Genomic DNA, 16152 nt, shown 5'->3' on the forward strand with positions numbered 1-16152 from the left:
ATATTTTTAAAATAAAAAATCAATATCCAATTATTTTATTAAGGCTCTTTTCTTCTTTACTCCAGCCTTTCTTAACGACTACATCGAGTTTTAAAAAGACCTTTGATCCAGTTAAATTTTGTATTAACTTTCTTGCAAAAATTCCTATTCGTTTTATCGTTTCACCATTCTTACCGATGATCATACTTTTATGAATTTCACGCTCAGTGATGATGCTTGCAAAAATTTCAGTAATGCCAGGTTTTTCTTTGACGCTTTTGATGATAGCATCGCTAAGATATGGAATCTCATCGCTTAAATTTTCATATATCGCTTCCAGTATAAATTCTCTAAAAATTTCTTTTTCATTTGTTGAAGTTAGAAATTCCGGATCGTAAAAATATTCATGCTCTGGCAAAAGCTTGCAAATTTCATCAAGAAGCGGCTTTTTATAGGTTGGCTGCTTGGTGCTAAAAGTAAGAAGTGCTGCAAATTTATCTTGAAATTTTTGATACTGGGTGATCTTTTCTAAGACTTTCGCATTTGAGCTCTCATCGACTTTTGTTAGCACTAAGATGTGTGGTTTTTCAGGATTTAGAGCTAGAAATTTCTCATAGTCACTTGTATCATCATGAATAGGCGCTAAAAATACGATGAGATCGCAGTCTCCCATCGATTTTATCGCTTGGCTAATTAGTAGTTGATTTATCACCTTGTTGCTCTCGTGAAGCCCTGGCGTGTCGGTGAAGATGATCTGATCTTCGCCGTTCATAACTATGCCATTTATCTTTCTGCGAGTTGCATTTTGCTTGTGCGAGACGATGGCGATCTTTTCGTTTAACAAAGCATTTAAAAACGAGCTCTTGCCAGCATTTGTGCGCCCTATGATGCTAACAAAGCCTGATTTCAAAGTATATACCTCGCTAGGTCTTGATCTTCGACAACATCTTTTAGACGCTCTTTTACGAGCTCTTTTGTCACATTTATCTTCTCGCCGCTCTTTTCGCTAGCCTCAAAGCTGATATCTTCTATCACGCGCTCGATCACTGTGTGAAGGCGTCTAGCACCGATATCTTCCATCTTTTCATTTGCTGCATGAGCGATCCTTGCTATCTCTTTTATCGCTTCATCGTCAAATTCTAGCTCAACATTTTCGGTTGAGAGTAGGGCGATGTATTGTTTTAAAAGCGAATTTTTTGGCTGAGTTAAAATTTGATAAAGCGCGTCCTCATCAAGGCTATCAAGCTCGACTCTTAGCGGGAAGCGGCCTTGTAGCTCAGGGATGAGATCACTTGGCTTGCTTATATGAAAAGCGCCAGCTGCGATAAATAAAATGTGGTCTGTCTTTAAATTTCCAAATTTAGTATTTACATTTGAGCCTTCAACTATTGGCAGTAAGTCTCTTTGTACACCTTCTTTGCTAGGGTCTTGCCTGTTTGAGCTACCTGAGCCAACGGCTACTTTATCGATCTCGTCTATAAAGATGATGCCCTCGTTTTCAGCTCTTCTTAAAGCCTCTGTTTTTACGCTCTCAAGGTCTAAAATTTTATCATTTGCCTCGCTTTGAAGGGCTTTTTTAGCGTCTTTTACCTTCATCTCTTTTTTGATGTTTTTACCACCGATGCCAATTATTTTTATAAAGCTCTCTTGCATCTGCGCCATATCAGGTGGCACATTTGAGCCCGCCTCAAGTGGGTTTTGCTGTACTTCTATCTCTATGCTTAGCTCGTCAAGCTCGCCGTTTCTTAGCCTATTTAGCATCTTGTCATAGCTCTTTGCGTACTCTGCTTGTTTCTCTTCACTTGCACCTTTTGGCAGTGGCGGAAGTAGCTTTGAGACGATCTTTTCTTCGATGTAGGCATTTATCTTATCTTGATTTTTCTCGCTTTGCTCGTTTTTTACGAGATTATATGAGGCCATTGCAAGGTCTCTAACCATGCTTTCAACATCACGGCCGACAAAGCCAACCTCAGTATATTTGCTAGCCTCGACCTTTATAAATGGCAGTCCCATCATCTTTGAAAGGCGCCTTGCGATCTCGGTTTTGCCAACGCCAGTTGAGCCGATCATCAAGATATTTTTTGGCATGATGTCATCTTGCAGGCTTTTTTCAAGCTTAATGCGGCGATATCTGTTGCGAAGCGCGATCGCTATGATCTTTTTGGCATCCTTTTGGCCGATTACATAGTCATCTAAAAATTTAACAATTTCTCTTGGTGTTAAGTTCATTTTCTCTCTTATTCTAAAACATAAGTTTTAATGTTTGTATTTGTATAGATGCAAATTTCGCCGGCGATCTTGAGACTCTCTTTGACTAGCTCTTCTTCGTCGATATCGGCAAATTTATCTAAGGCACGGGCTGCTGAAAGAGCGTAGTTGCCGCCGCTTCCGATCGCTGCTATCTTGCCATCTTCTGGCTCGACCACATCCCCAGTGCCACTAAGTAAGAAAATTTTATCCCTATCAAGCACAAGCATCATTGCTTCAAGCTTTCTTAGATACTTGTCTTTGCGCCACTCTTTGCTAAATTCTATCACTGCCTTTAGCAAATCACCCTTTGTATGCTCCAAATTTTTCTCAAACATATCAAAGAGGTTAAACGCGTCAGCGGTGCTGCCAGCAAAGCCAGCTAGGACTTTGCCGTTGTGAATTTTGCGAATTTTTACGGCATTACCTTTTAAGACAGTGTTGCCAAAGCTTACCTGTCCGTCGCCGCCGATGACTGATTTGTTTTTGCCTTTGTAGGCTAATATGGTTGTCGCATGAAACATCTACTCTCCTTGCACATCAACCTTTAAGCTTGCATTTATCGAGTGTCCAAGCTTTACATGAACGTCATAAAGGCCGACTGCTTTTAAGTGAGTGTCCATGTCGATCGCTCTTTTCTCGACTACTAAATGGTGAGTTTTTTCAAGCTCTGCTGCGATCTCCTCTTTTGAAACTGAACCAAAAAGCGAGCCATTTGCACCAAGAGTTTTTTTGATGACGACTGTTACTTTTGCAAGCTCTTCTTTAAGCTTTTCTAAATTTGCGATCTCATATTTTAGCTCTTCGGCCTTTCTTTTTTGAGCTGCTTCATATTGGCGAAGCACGTCTAGAGTGGCTGCTTTTGCAAAGCCTTTGCCGATTAAGAAGTTGTTGCCGTAACCATCTTTTACCTCTTTTATCTCGCCAGCTTTTCCAAGACCCTTTACATCTTTTATTAATAATACTTTCATTTTTTTCCTTTTTGAATTTTATTTTTAGTCAAATTTCCGCCCGTTTTTTCGTGCGATTATAAAGCGAAGTGCATTTAGTTTGATAAATCCTTCCGCATCTTTTTGGTCATAAACACTATCCTCTTCAAACGTGCAGTACGCCTCGCTAAATAGATTATCATCTTTGCTGTTTCTACCAAGAATGATCACATTGCCTTTATAAAGCTCAACTTTTACAGTGCCATTTACGTGTTCTTGGCTCTTGTCAATGAGAGCTTGAAGCATATTTCGCTCAGGTGACCACCAGTAGCCGTTGTAAACTAGCTCGGCGTATTTTGGCATGATATCATCTTTTAAGTGAGCCGCACCGCGGTCAAGCGTGATGCTCTCGATCGCTCGGTGAGCTTTTAGCATTATCGTGCCGCCTGGAGTTTCATAGCAGCCGCGGCTCTTCATACCAACTGAGCGGTTTTCTACGATGTCAAGTCTGCCGATACCGTGTTTTGCACCAAGGCGGTTTAGCTCGGTTAAAATTTCAGCTGGGCTCATTTTTTTGCCGTTTATGCTCACTGGATCGCCCTTTTTATAGCCAATCTCAATGATCTCGCTCTTATCTGGAGCATCTTTTGGGCTTACTGTCCATCTCCACATATCATCTTCTGGTGCATGGCTTGGGTCTTCAAGCACTAGACCTTCGTAGCTTATGTGAAGTAAATTTGCATCCATTGAATATGGGCTTTTGCCTGGTTTTTTAGTGATATCTATGCCATTTTTTTCAGCATATGCCAAAAGTTTTTCGCGGCTATTTAGATCCCACTCGCGCCATGGAGCGATGATAGTTAGGTTGTCGCCAAGCGCGTAGTATCCAAGCTCAAAGCGAACTTGGTCGTTACCTTTACCTGTTGCTCCATGGCTCACGCCATCAGCGCCAACAAGTCTCGCGATCTCGCTTTGTCGTTTTGCTATTAGTGGGCGTGCGATCGATGTGCCAAGTAGATACTCGCCCTCGTAGATGGCATTTGCTCTAAACATTGGAAATACATAATCACGTACAAATTCTTCTCTTAAGTCTTCTATAAAAATATTTTCAGGCTTCACACCAAGTGCTAGGGCTTTTTTGCGTGCAGGCTCTAGCTCTTCGCCTTGGCCAATATCAGCTGTAAATGTGACTACTTCGCATTTGTATTCATCTTGGAGCCACTTTAAAATGATACTTGTGTCAAGTCCGCCAGAGTATGCTAAAACCACTTTTTTTACGCCTTTTTTCATAGCTCTTCCTTTTGTTAAAATGGTCGTATTTTAGCCTAAATTGATTAATTTTTAATAAACTAATTTAATAAATAATGTAAGTTTTTTCTTAGAAAATTTTATAAAAAAGATTACTATTTAAAATTATGATAATTAATATTGTTTTAAAAGATACTTCGCTAAATTTCAAACTTTTTCAAATTAAATTTTAAAAGGATAGTCGTGAGAAAAACAAAATTTATTGCCATCTGCCTTAGCGCTTGCGTGGCAAATTCGCTCTTTGGAGCAGAGCATAAAGACAATAACGAAACAAGGCTTGATGGCGTTGTAGTAAGTGCTAGTGGCTTTTCGCAGCAGATTAAAGAAGCTCCCGCAAGCATAAGCGTGATAGGTGGTGATGAGCTAACAAAAGATAGCTTTACATCACTTCACTCAATCGCTCAAAAGGTGCCAGGCGTAAATGTCGTTGGCGGAGAGGACGGAGCAGCTAGTGGTATCTCGATACGTGGCATGGAGAAGTCTCAAACGCTAGTTTTAATTGATGGTAAAAGAGTAAATTCAAGCAGCGCAAATCCAAAGGGCGGAGCAGGGGATATGAACTCAAATTTCATCCCACCAGCTGAAGCAATCGAGCGTATAGAGGTTATCCGTGGTCCTATGAGCTCGCTTTATGGTAGTGATGCGGTTGGTGGCGTGATAAATATCATCACTAAAAAGGATTTTTCAAAATTTAGTGGCAACGTCAGCATCTCAACCACGATAAACACTCACAAAGGCATTGGCGATGGCAGGCAAGGCGACTTTTATCTAAATTTACCTCTTTATAAAGATCTTTTTGCACTTCAGCTTTGGGGATATAAAAAGCTAAGAGATGAAGATGGCTACATCGGTGGCTATCAAAAGAGCGATAAGAGAAATTTAAGTGCAAAGCTTTGGATCACGCCAGATGAACATAATAAATTTTTTATCCTTGGCTCAAACGAAAGGCATGATTATTCAAAAACGGTTGGCAAATCAGCCGATCCAGACCCAAGAAAAAGACCATTAGATAATTATGACTACGAGAAAAAGAGCTATGGCGTGGGCTATCTTGGTGAATTTGATAGCCTAAATGCCGATATCAGCTACATTTATGATGAGACGCAAAGAACGAGCCTTTTTGACAAATTTATACCAGCAAAAGCCAAAAATCACAACTTTAACTCTAAATTTACAACGTTTTTTGGCGCACACACTCTAACTTTTGGCTATGACTTTAGCAAACAAAATGTCGGCACGACCTTCATCGTCTCAAACGCCTCAAGAAACGGCTTAAAAGATCCAAAGACCTACTCGATGAGCGAGCATGCAGGATTTATCGAGGATGAGTGGCAAATTTTAGAAGAGAAGCTATTTTTAACGCTTGGTTCAAGGCTCACGCACAACGAATTTTTTGGTAACCACCTCTCGCCAAGAGCCTACCTAGTCTATAATGCCACAGATACGCTAAGCTTAAAAGGTGGCGTAGCGACTGGCTATAAAACGCCAAATGTCAATCAAATCTCCCCAGAAGTAGGCACTATCCAGGGTGGCTGGAGAATAGTTGATTTTGGCAACAAAGATCTAAAACCAGAAAAGAGCACAACATACGAAGTTGGGGCATATTATGACAATCAGGCTGATTTTAGAGGCTCGGTAACGCTTTTTAGAAATGAGTTTAAAGATAAGATCTTAGACACTGATGGCAGTAACGTTAATAAAATTCCTGCCTTTGGCACTTGCGCAGGTGCACCACACGTTAATTGTCCTGGCTGGGGAACTTACTTTAACATAGAAGGTGCGACTGTTTGGGGCGTGGAGCTAAGTGGCGACTACGACATCCTTTCAAATCTAAATCTAAGCTCAAACTACACCTATAATAAGTCAAAGATAAAAACTGGCAACCCAACTATAAATACGCCAAGAGGACCTATGAAATTTAGTGAGACAAATCTAGCCAGACTTGACGGCAAAAGCCTTACGGCAACGCCAGAGCATGCATTTCATGCAACACTTGCTTATAAACCAATTAAGAGTGTAAAAACATTCTTCACCACAAACTATGAGAGTAAGCTAACAAGTGTAAATTTTGGTGCTGGCAACAGCATAAGAGAGAACACAAAGGACCTACTCACCTTCGATACAGGCGTAAGCTGGGACGCAAACAAGCACCTAACACTTAGCCTAAATGCTTATAATATCTTTGATAAAGTAAGATACGATGAGGCGCTTGTGGGAAATACATATTACTTTTATCCGCAAGAGGGCAGGAGATTTTGGTTTAAGGTCGCTGCAAAATGGTAAGAGCGTTTAAATTTTTGCTTTTTACGCTTGGCTTGACACAGACTTTGCACGCAGGGCCTAGCCAAACACCTGAGCCACTTAGTCAAAAAGCTGCTAGTAAATTTGAAATTTCGACCTTTAAAATAAGCGCGAATGATGAAATTTATAAAATTTTCACAGCCAAGCTAAAGGGGCAAAATGAGTTTAAAAACGTGCTTTTCTTGCTTGATGCAAATGCCCAGTTTAATATGCTTTTAAATGAATTTAATGGCTCATCTGCTCCACTAATAATAGGCATAGGATATGACACAGACAAAAGCTACGAAGTAGAAAAACGCACAAGAGATCTCACGCCAAAGGCAGATGGCGAGGAGTTTAGCAAAGGTGGTGGCGCAGATGCGTTTTACCACTTTTTGACTAGAAATTTAGTGCCGCTAATAGATGAGAAATTTAACGTGCAAAATAGCCAAAAAAGCCTTTATGGCCACTCTTTTGGCGGGCTTTTCACGCTTTATGCCTTGCTTAAAGATGAGGGCATCTTTTCAAATTTCTTTATCGCTTCACCATCTCTTTGGTGGGGTGAATCTGAAATTTTAAAGCAAAACGTTAGCGAGGGTAAATTTAAAGAGAAACTAAAAGCTAAATTTGTCTTTCTTAGCGTTGGCGAGCTTGAAAAGAGAAAGGGCAAAACTGACAAAGCTGGCGTTTTAAAAGCGAGCGATTTGGCTGAAATTTTAAAACAAAGTGGCATAAATTCTCACTTTGAGTTTTATAAAAATGAAACCCATGGCAGCGTCATACCTCTAAATTTAAAAGAGCTTTTAAAATATCTAAAGGATTAAAAATTTAAGGCTATTTTTGTTAAAATCCGCCTCATGAGAGTAGATAAATTTTTAAACGTAGTAAATATCACCAAAAGGCGTGCCGTTAGCGAAGATATGTGCAAAAGTGGCGTTGTGAGCATCAACGGAGTGCAGGCAAAAGCGGCAAAAGATGTTAAGGTTGGCGATGTGGTTAGCATCAAATTTCTAACGCGCGAGGCGAGATACGAGGTGCTAGCGATCCCAACTACAAAAAGCATACCAAAAAGCGCCCAGAGCGAATATGTAAAAGAGCTTTGATGGTTTTTGAGCTTTTGGAAAATGAGCTTGACGAGCTTGTGCGAGTGCTGCCAAAAAGTGGTGTGGTGCTACTAAGTGGCGATCTAGCAAGTGGCAAAACGACGCTTGTAAAGGCGATCATCAAGGCTCATGGCATCCATGAGAGCGTGACATCTCCGACATTTTCATTGATGCAAATTTATGGTAAAGATATCTACCACTATGACGTTTACCAGATCGGATTTGACGGGATGGCCAAAAACGGTCTTTTTGAAAATTTATTTGAAGAGGGGCTTCACTTGGTAGAGTGGGGCGATGAAAATTTAGAAAAAGCTCTAAAGAAAAACGGCGAGAGCTATACGATGATAAAAATTTCTCCTAGCAAAAATGGCAGAAAATACGAGGTTATAAGTGCATAAACTAGAAGTAAAAGATCTAAAAAAGACGATTAAAAAAACTGAGATCATAAAAGGTATATCTTTAGAGGTAAATAGTGGCGAAGTCGTGGGGCTTCTTGGTCCAAATGGTGCGGGAAAGACGACCACTTTTTATATGATCTGCGGGCTCATCTCGCCAACTAGCGGAGATGTTTTTTTAAACGATGAAAAGATCACAAACGTCCCGCTTCACAAAAGAGCGCACCTTGGTATTGGCTATTTGCCGCAAGAATCAAGCATATTTAAAGAGCTAAGCGTAGAAGAAAATTTACTTCTTGGGGCTGAAATTTTAAATCAAAGCGAAGAAGAGATCTCTAAAAGAGTAAATGAGATGCTAAATATGCTAAACATCGAGCCTATCCGCCTAAGAAAGGGCGTTAGTCTAAGTGGCGGCGAGCGCAGACGCTGTGAGATCGCTAGAAGCCTCATCATAAAGCCAAAATTTTTGCTGCTTGATGAGCCATTTGCAGGCGTCGATCCTATCGCAGTTAGCGACATCCAAAGCATCGTTAGAGACCTTAAAAAGCTAGGTATCGGCGTTTTGATAACTGACCACAACGTCCGTGAGACACTAGCCATTTGCGACAGGGCCTACGTCATCAAAGATGGCTCGCTACTAGCAAGCGGCAGTGCGAGCGAAGTGGCAAACAACAAGCTCGTTAGAACGCACTATCTTGGCGAAGAATTTAAGCTGCTTGAGTAGATGATGCTAAGGCAAAAGCAAACTTTAGCGCCAAAGATCAAACTAAATCAAACGCTAAGAAGCTGGCTTCCCATCCTTCAAAGCGGGCTTGATGAGCTAAAAGAGACGCTTGAGCCTTTTATAAAAGACAATCCATTTGCCACGATCGAACATAAAAATTTAGAAAAAAGCGAAAAAAAACGAAATTTTTTTGAGCAGGTTAGTAGAAATTCTGTTACTGAGAGTATTGAGGCTTTAAGCATTTACAAAGAAAGTCTCTATGAAAAGCTCGTTAGCCAGATAAATCCACCACTTTTCCCCACGCAAAAGTCACAAGATATCGCATATAAGATCATCGAGTGTTTAGATGATGAGGGCTATTTTTCTTATGATGATGAAATTTTTGCGGGCTTTAATGAGGGCGAAGTAGAGCGGGTTAGAGCGAGATTTGCCTACCTTGAGCCATGTGGCGTGGGTGCAAAGGATGTAAAAGAGAGCTTTTTGTTTCAGCTAAGCGAGGCAGAAGCAAGCGATGAGATCATAGAGTGCGCGAAAAAGATCATCTTAAATTTTGAAAATATAGAAAAGCTTAGAAAGCTTAAATTTTACGACGACGCGCTAAAGATCATAAAAAAATTTAAAAATCCCCCGGCCATTGAGTATCTCGAAGATGAAAAAGAGGCGGTGCCTGATATCTTCGTGCTAAGCACAAGCAGTGGCATAAGCGTGCAGATAAATGACGATTATTATCCTGAAATTTTGGTTGATACCGAGGGATTAGACGAGAAAGAGGCCTTTGTGAGCTCACGCATAAAAGAGGCGAGCGAGCTCATAGACGCCCTTGAGATGAGAAAAGCAACGCTTTATAAGATAGGGCTTATGATAGTTGAGTATCAGTATGACTACTTTTTGGGTGGTGACATAAAGCCCATGAAGCTAAAAGACCTAGCAGACGAGCTTGGGCGTAACCCATCAACCATATCAAGAGCGATCGCAAATAAATATTTAAGCTGCTCAAGAGGTACGGTCGCACTTAAAAATTTCTTTTCAACTGGCTTTGACGAAGAGACCTCAAACGCTGCGATAAAAGAATTTTTACTAGAGCTCATCAAAGGTGAAGATCACAAAAAGCCACTTTCTGATCTAAAAATTCAAGAGCTAATCCAAGCTAAATTTAACATCCAAATCGTTCGCCGAACCATCACAAAATACCGCAAAATTCTAAACATCGGTAGCTCAAGCCAGCGAAAAAGAGTCTATCAGATAAACGGATAACTACCACTCATTTACAGCAAAAAGTATGGTCTTGCGTATCTGCGCAAAAAGCTCGTTGTTAAGCTCTTCGTACTCTTTGCCACGTTTTTTATATTGTGCCATGCCCGCTGCATCGTCGTTCCAAGAGCCCATACTGCCAAAGACATCAGCCAAGCTTGCCGCAGCAAAAAGAGCTAAATTTTTCTTTGGCATAAGCGGTGCATTAAATATCTTTTGATCATCATTGTTTAAAGATCCAAGTGATTTTAAAGCCCTGCGAAAACACTCACCAAAATTCTCACACTCTATCTCATCTGCAAAGGCCGCTATCTTAGTAAGTATGGCCATAAAAGCCTCTGTGTTGTCGCTAAAATTTTCTAAATTTACATCTTTTTCAAGACCGAATTCTTTATATATTATGTCCCAGCCTCTTTGATCTTTGTTGTATTTCCAGTAGGGTACGAAGTAACTTATGTGCTCTTTAAAAATGCAAATGATCGATTTTGCGGTAGAGTTTGAAAAGCTAAGCAATAAACGTTCATCTGATGAGCCAATTAAATTTGCAGTAAGTCTTACATTGCTTAATCCAAGCTTTAATGCGTGCTCAAACCACTCATTTACGCTATTTGCCCTATGGCCTGAGAGAAAGTGAAAATTTATACTATTTTCGTAGCTAGTGTCATTATACAGGATAGGAGAATTTGAATTTATGGCCTGCTTTGCGGCAACAATAATGGCGCATATATTAAACATTTCACCATTCATTTTTGCTCTCTTTAAAGCTCTATGGCAAGCTGTACTCTAGCCGACCATCACAAAATTTTCTTGATTTTTAAAGTATGGTTTTAGGCTCTCATAAGCAGATTGAATATTTTTAAATTTCTTTGCATATTCTTCTTGTATGAGAGGATTTTTGTTGGCGTGCCTGTCTGGGTGATAGATATTTACGAGTGAAAGATAGCTCTGCCTGATAGTTTCAAAGTCATCATCTTTTTTACAACCTAAAATCTCAAAATTTTCCTCAAGCAAATTTGCAAGTACAGAAAATCTGCTTACAAATTTAGATGAGCTTTTTATTTTTATGCCTTGTTTAAAGGCTTTGTAGTCTTTTTCATCATAGATAAAATTTACGCTAAATTTTGGATAGTTTCTTTTGTAGAGTAGTTTGTTTAATGTGTTTATGTCGTTGTCATTTGAGATGGTGATGTTTAATAAATCATCATTTTTGCTAAAAGCAACATTACTTTTTACCAGACTCTCGCTGATGTAGCTAGCAAAATCTCTGCAAAGTGCATCTTTTAGTTCAAATTTGACTTCATTTTTTACAAAATTTACGTTTAGGCTAATGACTGGAGTTAGGGTATTTTTTTGAACAAAGCCAAGCTTTATGGTTTTATAGTTTGCAAAACGAATATCAAGCTTATCATCACTTTGCTTTTCATAAAGTTTTTTTATAAATTTTAAAAAGCACTTGCGTTGTGGGATCTCGCTCTCTTCATAAAACGAAATAACCTTATTTTTATTAGATAAAATTTTTGTAAAATTTCTGCTTATCATATCTCTAAGCTCACGAAACAAAGCGTCATTATCAGTTAAAATGCTTAGAGATTCTAATGTTTGCGTAACTTTCATTGCCTACTCCACATAAAATATTACATGTTTTAGCAATAAGCATTCCAAATTTATATTTTTCTTATATCTTGGCCTTTAATGTACTCTGCAAATTCGTTTTTTAGTTTATTTTCTTTATACGAGATCGCCTCTTCTTTTGTATGAGAAACGGCTTCTTTTTGAGTTTTTTTGATCTCACCTTGCTCTTTAGTAAGTTCTTTTTTTATCTCTTTTAAACTATCGAAAAAATCATTCATTTTTGCTCCTTTTGTTTTTATCGGATTTTACTAAAACAGTTATAAAATTAAAATGAATACAATTTTTCTTTAAGGAAAGTTTGGCTAATATCTCGACTTAACTTTCTTGTGCGCTCGTAGCTCAGCTGGATAGAGCATTTGATTGCGGTTCAAAAGGTCAGAGATTCGAATTCTCTCGGGCGCACCATCTTTTAAATTCTTAATGACAAACTTCATGATTTTTATAGTAAAATAAGCAAAAAAATTAAAAGAGAAAAAATGGATTTTCAAAATATTCAAAAACAAATTTTAGTACTAAAAGAGAGCTTGACAGCATTAGAACAAAATAGTGAGCACGAGATCGGCTTGGCAGTTGGGGTTGTTGAGTTTAATAAAAACGCTGACGAACTTAAAAAAAAGCTTACAAATCTAAAAGGTGAAAGCGATTTCTTTAAAAGTGTCTTCAACACAGAGGACTATTATGAAAACATTAGTACTTATTTGGAGCAGATAAAGAGAAGCTTAAATTATAAAATTGAGAAAAACGGTGTGAGCTTTAAGGCAAATGAAAATTTGCAAGAAAGCTATGTTGCCATTTTAAATATAATAGAAATTTTAGTAGCAGAGTATCAAATACAAAACAAAAATAAAGCGAAAAATCTCTTTTCTAGGACAACAGATACTACTCAAATAAAATCACTACTTGCAGAGCTAAATACTCTACAAGAGCGTATACATAATGTTTTGCATATTCATTCTAGGATAGTTTCAAATGTTATTTTGCAAAATTTTAAGATAATTTATACGTTCTTTTATAATTGTATTAAGGCTGCAAAGCAACGCAAAGATGAGCTTTTGCTAGTGGAGATCGCGGGTATAACTGATAAGATAATAACTATGATAAAACCGGTCTTTAGTGCAAAAATTTTAAATACAAATGAGCTTATTTATCACTACTTAATCTTTGAGCTAAAAGAACTAAAAGCTTGTGCGATAGGTGAGGAGCTAGTTTAAAATTTTATCAATTATCTCTTTTGCTCCATTTGGCAAAAGAATCTCTTTTAGAGCTTTGCTGCTTTTATTTAGATCAAAATTTTCTATCATTCTTATAACTTCATCTTTGTTTAAAATTTCTCCATTTTGCAAGCAAATTTCAGCAATGCCTTTATCTTTTAAAAATTTAGCGTTATAAAACTGATGATTGCCAGCGGCATAAGGAAATGGCACAAAGATAGATGGCAAAGCATTTGCACAAAGCTCCCAAAGCGAGCTAGCTCCTGCTCTTGATATGGCAAGGTCAGCCTTGCTCATCTTATTTTCTATCTCTTTACTAAATTCAAAAATTTCTAAATTCGTTTCATTAAAGCCAAGTTCATCATATCTTTTTTTAAGTTCATCAAAGCCATTTTTACCACATTGATGAGTTATATTTATGCCTTTTTCTTTAAGATATGGAGCTAAATTTATAGCTAGTTCATTTATCGCTTTTGCGCCTTGCGAACCTCCTAAAAACAAAATAGTCTTTAATTCCTCTCTCACTCTTGCACTATCGAAAAATTTCTTTGCTACGGGATAAGGGTAGGGCGAAGCTTTATCATAAGAGCTAAAAAAGCCTTTTGCATAAGGCTTTAAAATTTTATTTAATTTGCCCATTACAGCATTTTGTTCGTGGATAAAAAGTGGCACTTTTGAGATAATGGCTGCAATGGCTGCTGGAGCTGCTGAATAGCCACCAACGCTAATGACTACCTTAACGTCATTTTGCTTAAAAATTTTTCTACATTTTAAAGCAAGATTTACGATATTTGTTAGTGATTTTAGTTTAGCAAAGCCTCTCTTATTTACTACGCCACTACTTGGTAAGAAAAATTTTTGTAAAAAATTCTCGTCATTTTCAAACCAAAATTTATCTTGCCCACTAGTTGAGCCGATAAATATAGGCTTAATATCTCGTCTATTTAGCTCCTCGCAAAAGCTTCTTGCGATAGCTAAATGCCCACCAGTACCTCCACCGCAAATAACAATCATAATTTTGCCCTTTTACTAACCATCAAAACCATACCGATACCGATACAAATCGCAAGCACAGAGCTACCGCCGTAACTAAGAAATGGCACAGCAATACCTTTAATAGGCGTGATCGATGTGATACCATAGCTATTCATTAAAAATGAAAACGATAAGATAAGCCCGACACCAAGCGTAAATAGATGATAGACCTTATTTTCGCTTCTAGCTGAAATTCTAAAAATTCTATAAAGTAGCGCTATAAATATAGTTACAATACACAAAATACCAAATACACCAACCTCTTCAGCGATACCAGCTAATACAAAGTCAGTATGGACCTCACTTAAAAAGCCGAGCTTAAAGATACCAGCGCCAAGCCCTTCGCCGAAAAATTCGCCATGCTTTATAGCGTTTAATGAGTGAGAAATTTGATATGGCTCTGGCGCATCAGCTACTCTTAATACATCTGCAACACTGTCAGGCAAGAAAGAAAGCACCATATTTTGTATCGTGCCCCACCATGATTTTATACGTAAAATTCTATGCTCAGAGCTGATTATCGCTACTGTCATAACAAAAGCGGCCCCTAAAATACCGATACTAAAAAGTCTCGCACTTGCTCCTGCAAAAAGTGCCATCGTCACAAATGTAAGTGCTAGCACGACCACTTGACCAAGGTCATTTTGCATAACAGCAATAAGAAAGATAGCAACACCAAAAAGAATAATATAAGGCATAAGTATTTTAATCTCATCTAGCAAGGTTCTTTTGCCTTCACTAAATTTTCTAGTAAAACTCCAAGCTAAGAAGTAGACAAAACCGATTTTAAAAAACTCGACTGGAGCTAGTGAAAAGCCAGGCAGTCTAATCCAGCGTCTAGCACCGCCAGCGTCAGTTACCATAGAAGCTGGTAATGCATGCATTAACCCCATAGCGATACCACAAGATATAAGAAGGCCAAACCCTATCCAAACAAGCGTCTTTTCAGGATTGAGCCTAGAGAGCCACCACATAATGAAAATTCCGATGCAACCAACAATAAACTGGCGGACAAAAAAGTGAAACTCGTCGTAATTAAAAAATAAAACCGTAAAAACTGGCAAAGATAGTGAAAAAATAATGCTTATAGCGATCAAAGTCGAACAAAGATAGAAAATGATCTTATCAACTGCCAAAATTTAACTCCAAGTTTAAAAAGTGCCAAAGTATAATAAAAAACGGCTTACAAAGATATTATTTGCTATAATTGCAAGCTTTAAGGAAGGGCATGAAGATAGGTATATTTGACTCAGGACTTGGCGGGCTGAGCGTCTTAAATGAAGCTTTAAGCAAGCTTAGCGAGCATGAATTTTTATATTATGCAGACGTAAAAAATGTCCCGTATGGACAAAAGAGCAGGGATGAGATTTTAAAATTTAGCTTTGATGCGGTGAAATTTCTCATAGAAAATGGCGCAAACGCCGTTGTAGTAGCTTGTAACACGGCAACAAGCGTAGCGATAAAAGAGCTTAGAGCAAATTTAAGCGTACCGATCATCGGCATGGAGCCAGCCGTAAAAAGGGCTCATGACTTAAGTCATAATGATGCCTTAAAAACGCTTGTCATAGCCACTCCAGTCACCGTAAATGGTGCAAAACTAAAAGAGCTGATCATAAATTTACACGCAAAAGATAAGACTGAGCTGCTCGCTCTACCACGCCTTGTAAATTTTGCTGAAAATGAAGAATTTGACACCGAGAATGTGAAATCATATCTAAAAGAAGAGTTAGCTAAATTTGATCTAAGCAAATTTAGCTTTTTGGTGCTTGGCTGCACGCACTTTAACTATTTTAAAGATAGCCTAAGAGAAATTTTGCCGCCAAATATAAGCATAATTGATGGCAACGAAGGGACAATAAACCGCCTCATAAGTGAGCTTGGACTAAAAATTTCTACTTTAAATAAAGCCCCAAAAGTTAGATTTTTCTATTCTGGCAATGAAGTATTCAGTAAATTTGAGCTAGATAAAATTTTAAGGAATTTAGCTAGATTAGAGAAGATGAGGGCGATCTGCTAGGTTAAATCTAACTAAATACCACAAATAAAAATTTTATAAAA

At 38.3% G+C, this 16152-nt stretch carries 18 protein-coding genes and 1 tRNA gene; 9 read left to right on the plus strand and 10 right to left on the minus strand.

All coding sequences use genetic code 11. From position 1 onward, the window contains the following. Positions 1 to 19 precede the first annotated feature (19 nt). Genes era through CVS84_RS03475 form a run of 5 tightly spaced genes read right to left on the minus strand, consistent with a single transcriptional unit; the run spans position 20 to position 4445 of the window. A complete protein-coding gene (era, locus tag CVS84_RS03455) occupies positions 20 to 889 on the minus strand; it encodes a GTPase Era (protein ID WP_107691168.1) in 870 nt (289 codons plus the stop codon). Next, positions 886 to 2208 (minus strand): HslU--HslV peptidase ATPase subunit, encoded by a 1323-nt coding sequence (gene hslU / locus CVS84_RS03460; protein WP_107691169.1) that lies wholly within the window; start codon positions 2206 to 2208, stop codon positions 886 to 888. The genes era and hslU overlap by 4 nt, the downstream gene beginning before the upstream one ends. 8 nt (positions 2209 to 2216) lie before the next feature. After that, positions 2217 to 2750 carry an ATP-dependent protease subunit HslV gene (hslV, locus tag CVS84_RS03465; protein ID WP_021084582.1) on the minus strand — a complete coding sequence of 178 codons (534 nt, stop codon included), beginning with the start codon at positions 2748 to 2750 and terminating at the stop codon, positions 2217 to 2219. Further along, positions 2751 to 3197, minus strand: a complete 447-nt coding sequence (rplI, locus tag CVS84_RS03470) for a 50S ribosomal protein L9 (protein ID WP_107691170.1) — start codon at positions 3195 to 3197, stop codon at positions 2751 to 2753. Positions 3198 to 3221: 24 nt separating this feature from the next. Further along, on the minus strand, positions 3222 to 4445 hold the full coding sequence (locus tag CVS84_RS03475) for an argininosuccinate synthase (RefSeq protein WP_107691171.1): 1224 nt from the start codon (positions 4443 to 4445) through the stop codon (positions 3222 to 3224). A gap of 201 nt (positions 4446 to 4646) precedes the next feature. Here CVS84_RS03475 and CVS84_RS03480 point away from each other — a divergent pair, with 201 nt between their 5' ends. From CVS84_RS03480 to CVS84_RS03505, 6 genes are read left to right on the plus strand one after another with little or no spacing between them, the layout of a single operon-like run. Next, the gene (locus CVS84_RS03480) at positions 4647 to 6746 is read left to right on the plus strand and encodes a TonB-dependent receptor domain-containing protein (RefSeq protein ID WP_159070063.1); all 2100 of its coding nucleotides are present in this window, start codon (positions 4647 to 4649) and stop codon (positions 6744 to 6746) included. Continuing rightward, positions 6740 to 7567: an alpha/beta hydrolase gene (locus CVS84_RS03485; RefSeq protein ID WP_107691172.1), complete on the plus strand. Its 828-nt coding sequence runs from the start codon at positions 6740 to 6742 to the stop codon at positions 7565 to 7567. Before CVS84_RS03480 ends, CVS84_RS03485 begins: the two co-directional genes overlap by 7 nt. Before the next feature lie 33 nt (positions 7568 to 7600). Then, complete coding sequence (locus tag CVS84_RS03490; RefSeq protein WP_072594226.1) at positions 7601 to 7846, plus strand: RNA-binding S4 domain-containing protein; 246 nt, start codon at positions 7601 to 7603, stop codon at positions 7844 to 7846. After that, positions 7846 to 8244 carry a tRNA (adenosine(37)-N6)-threonylcarbamoyltransferase complex ATPase subunit type 1 TsaE gene (gene tsaE, locus CVS84_RS03495; protein ID WP_107691173.1) on the plus strand — a complete coding sequence of 133 codons (399 nt, stop codon included), beginning with the start codon at positions 7846 to 7848 and terminating at the stop codon, positions 8242 to 8244. The genes CVS84_RS03490 and tsaE overlap by 1 nt, the downstream gene beginning before the upstream one ends. Beyond that, positions 8237 to 8965: an LPS export ABC transporter ATP-binding protein gene (gene lptB, locus CVS84_RS03500; protein WP_103600362.1), complete on the plus strand. Its 729-nt coding sequence runs from the start codon at positions 8237 to 8239 to the stop codon at positions 8963 to 8965. The genes tsaE and lptB overlap by 8 nt, the downstream gene beginning before the upstream one ends. A 3-nt stretch (positions 8966 to 8968) precedes the next feature. Then, on the plus strand, positions 8969 to 10219 hold the full coding sequence (locus CVS84_RS03505) for an RNA polymerase factor sigma-54 (protein ID WP_234411893.1): 1251 nt from the start codon (positions 8969 to 8971) through the stop codon (positions 10217 to 10219). On the opposite strand, the gene CVS84_RS03510 is transcribed toward CVS84_RS03505, so the two are convergent. The 3 genes from CVS84_RS03510 to CVS84_RS03520 are packed head-to-tail and all read right to left on the minus strand — an operon-like array spanning position 10220 to position 12066. Next, the gene (locus CVS84_RS03510; protein ID WP_107691175.1) at positions 10220 to 10963 is read right to left on the minus strand and encodes a hypothetical protein; all 744 of its coding nucleotides are present in this window, start codon (positions 10961 to 10963) and stop codon (positions 10220 to 10222) included. Between the two features lie 36 nt (positions 10964 to 10999). Continuing rightward, on the minus strand, positions 11000 to 11830 hold the full coding sequence (locus tag CVS84_RS03515; RefSeq protein ID WP_107691176.1) for an adenylosuccinate lyase: 831 nt from the start codon (positions 11828 to 11830) through the stop codon (positions 11000 to 11002). A gap of 50 nt (positions 11831 to 11880) precedes the next feature. Then, entirely contained in the window at positions 11881 to 12066 is a 186-nt protein-coding gene (locus CVS84_RS03520) for a hypothetical protein (protein WP_054196631.1), read from the minus strand. Positions 12067 to 12176: 110 nt separating this feature from the next. On the opposite strand from CVS84_RS03520, the gene CVS84_RS03525 reads away from it, so the two are divergent. Both CVS84_RS03525 and CVS84_RS03530 read left to right on the plus strand, forming a co-directional pair. After that, a tRNA-Arg gene (locus CVS84_RS03525) sits at positions 12177 to 12253 on the plus strand. Between the two features lie 71 nt (positions 12254 to 12324). Then, complete coding sequence (locus CVS84_RS03530; protein ID WP_103619260.1) at positions 12325 to 13059, plus strand: imidazole glycerol phosphate synthase; 735 nt, start codon at positions 12325 to 12327, stop codon at positions 13057 to 13059. On the opposite strand, the gene murG is transcribed toward CVS84_RS03530, so the two are convergent. Both murG and CVS84_RS03540 read right to left on the minus strand, forming a co-directional pair. Next, positions 13051 to 14073 carry an undecaprenyldiphospho-muramoylpentapeptide beta-N-acetylglucosaminyltransferase gene (gene murG, locus CVS84_RS03535; RefSeq protein WP_107691177.1) on the minus strand — a complete coding sequence of 341 codons (1023 nt, stop codon included), beginning with the start codon at positions 14071 to 14073 and terminating at the stop codon, positions 13051 to 13053. The two genes, CVS84_RS03530 and murG, sit on opposite strands and share 9 nt — an antisense overlap. After that, the gene (locus CVS84_RS03540) at positions 14070 to 15230 is read right to left on the minus strand and encodes an FtsW/RodA/SpoVE family cell cycle protein (RefSeq protein ID WP_107691178.1); all 1161 of its coding nucleotides are present in this window, start codon (positions 15228 to 15230) and stop codon (positions 14070 to 14072) included. The genes murG and CVS84_RS03540 overlap by 4 nt, the downstream gene beginning before the upstream one ends. Positions 15231 to 15322: 92 nt before the next feature. Between CVS84_RS03540 and murI the strand changes: the two genes are divergently transcribed. Then, complete coding sequence (murI, locus tag CVS84_RS03545; RefSeq protein ID WP_107691179.1) at positions 15323 to 16111, plus strand: glutamate racemase; 789 nt, start codon at positions 15323 to 15325, stop codon at positions 16109 to 16111. Positions 16112 to 16152 lie beyond the last annotated feature (41 nt).

It is taken from the genome of Campylobacter concisus, from assembly GCF_003048575.1.
Lineage (GTDB): Bacteria > Campylobacterota > Campylobacteria > Campylobacterales > Campylobacteraceae > Campylobacter_A > Campylobacter_A concisus_U.

What these genes read in the sequence shown, in the direction of transcription:
- hslU (WP_107691169.1), bottom strand. Translation starts at nt 2,208, where the DNA reads ATGAACTTAACACCAAGAGAAATTGTTAAATTTTTAGATGACTATGTA.
- hslV (WP_021084582.1), bottom strand. Translation starts at nt 2,750, where the DNA reads ATGTTTCATGCGACAACCATATTAGCCTACAAAGGCAAAAACAAATCA.
- rplI (WP_107691170.1), bottom strand. Translation starts at nt 3,197, where the DNA reads ATGAAAGTATTATTAATAAAAGATGTAAAGGGTCTTGGAAAAGCTGGC.
- CVS84_RS03475 (WP_107691171.1), bottom strand. Translation starts at nt 4,445, where the DNA reads ATGAAAAAAGGCGTAAAAAAAGTGGTTTTAGCATACTCTGGCGGACTT.
- CVS84_RS03485 (WP_107691172.1), top strand. Translation starts at nt 6,740, where the DNA reads ATGGTAAGAGCGTTTAAATTTTTGCTTTTTACGCTTGGCTTGACACAG.
- CVS84_RS03490 (WP_072594226.1), top strand. Translation starts at nt 7,601, where the DNA reads ATGAGAGTAGATAAATTTTTAAACGTAGTAAATATCACCAAAAGGCGT.
- tsaE (WP_107691173.1), top strand. Translation starts at nt 7,846, where the DNA reads ATGGTTTTTGAGCTTTTGGAAAATGAGCTTGACGAGCTTGTGCGAGTG.
- CVS84_RS03505 (WP_234411893.1), top strand. Translation starts at nt 8,969, where the DNA reads ATGCTAAGGCAAAAGCAAACTTTAGCGCCAAAGATCAAACTAAATCAA.
- CVS84_RS03510 (WP_107691175.1), bottom strand. Translation starts at nt 10,963, where the DNA reads ATGAATGGTGAAATGTTTAATATATGCGCCATTATTGTTGCCGCAAAG.
- CVS84_RS03515 (WP_107691176.1), bottom strand. Translation starts at nt 11,830, where the DNA reads ATGAAAGTTACGCAAACATTAGAATCTCTAAGCATTTTAACTGATAAT.
- CVS84_RS03520 (WP_054196631.1), bottom strand. Translation starts at nt 12,066, where the DNA reads ATGAATGATTTTTTCGATAGTTTAAAAGAGATAAAAAAAGAACTTACT.
- CVS84_RS03530 (WP_103619260.1), top strand. Translation starts at nt 12,325, where the DNA reads ATGGATTTTCAAAATATTCAAAAACAAATTTTAGTACTAAAAGAGAGC.
- murG (WP_107691177.1), bottom strand. Translation starts at nt 14,073, where the DNA reads ATGATTGTTATTTGCGGTGGAGGTACTGGTGGGCATTTAGCTATCGCA.
- murI (WP_107691179.1), top strand. Translation starts at nt 15,323, where the DNA reads ATGAAGATAGGTATATTTGACTCAGGACTTGGCGGGCTGAGCGTCTTA.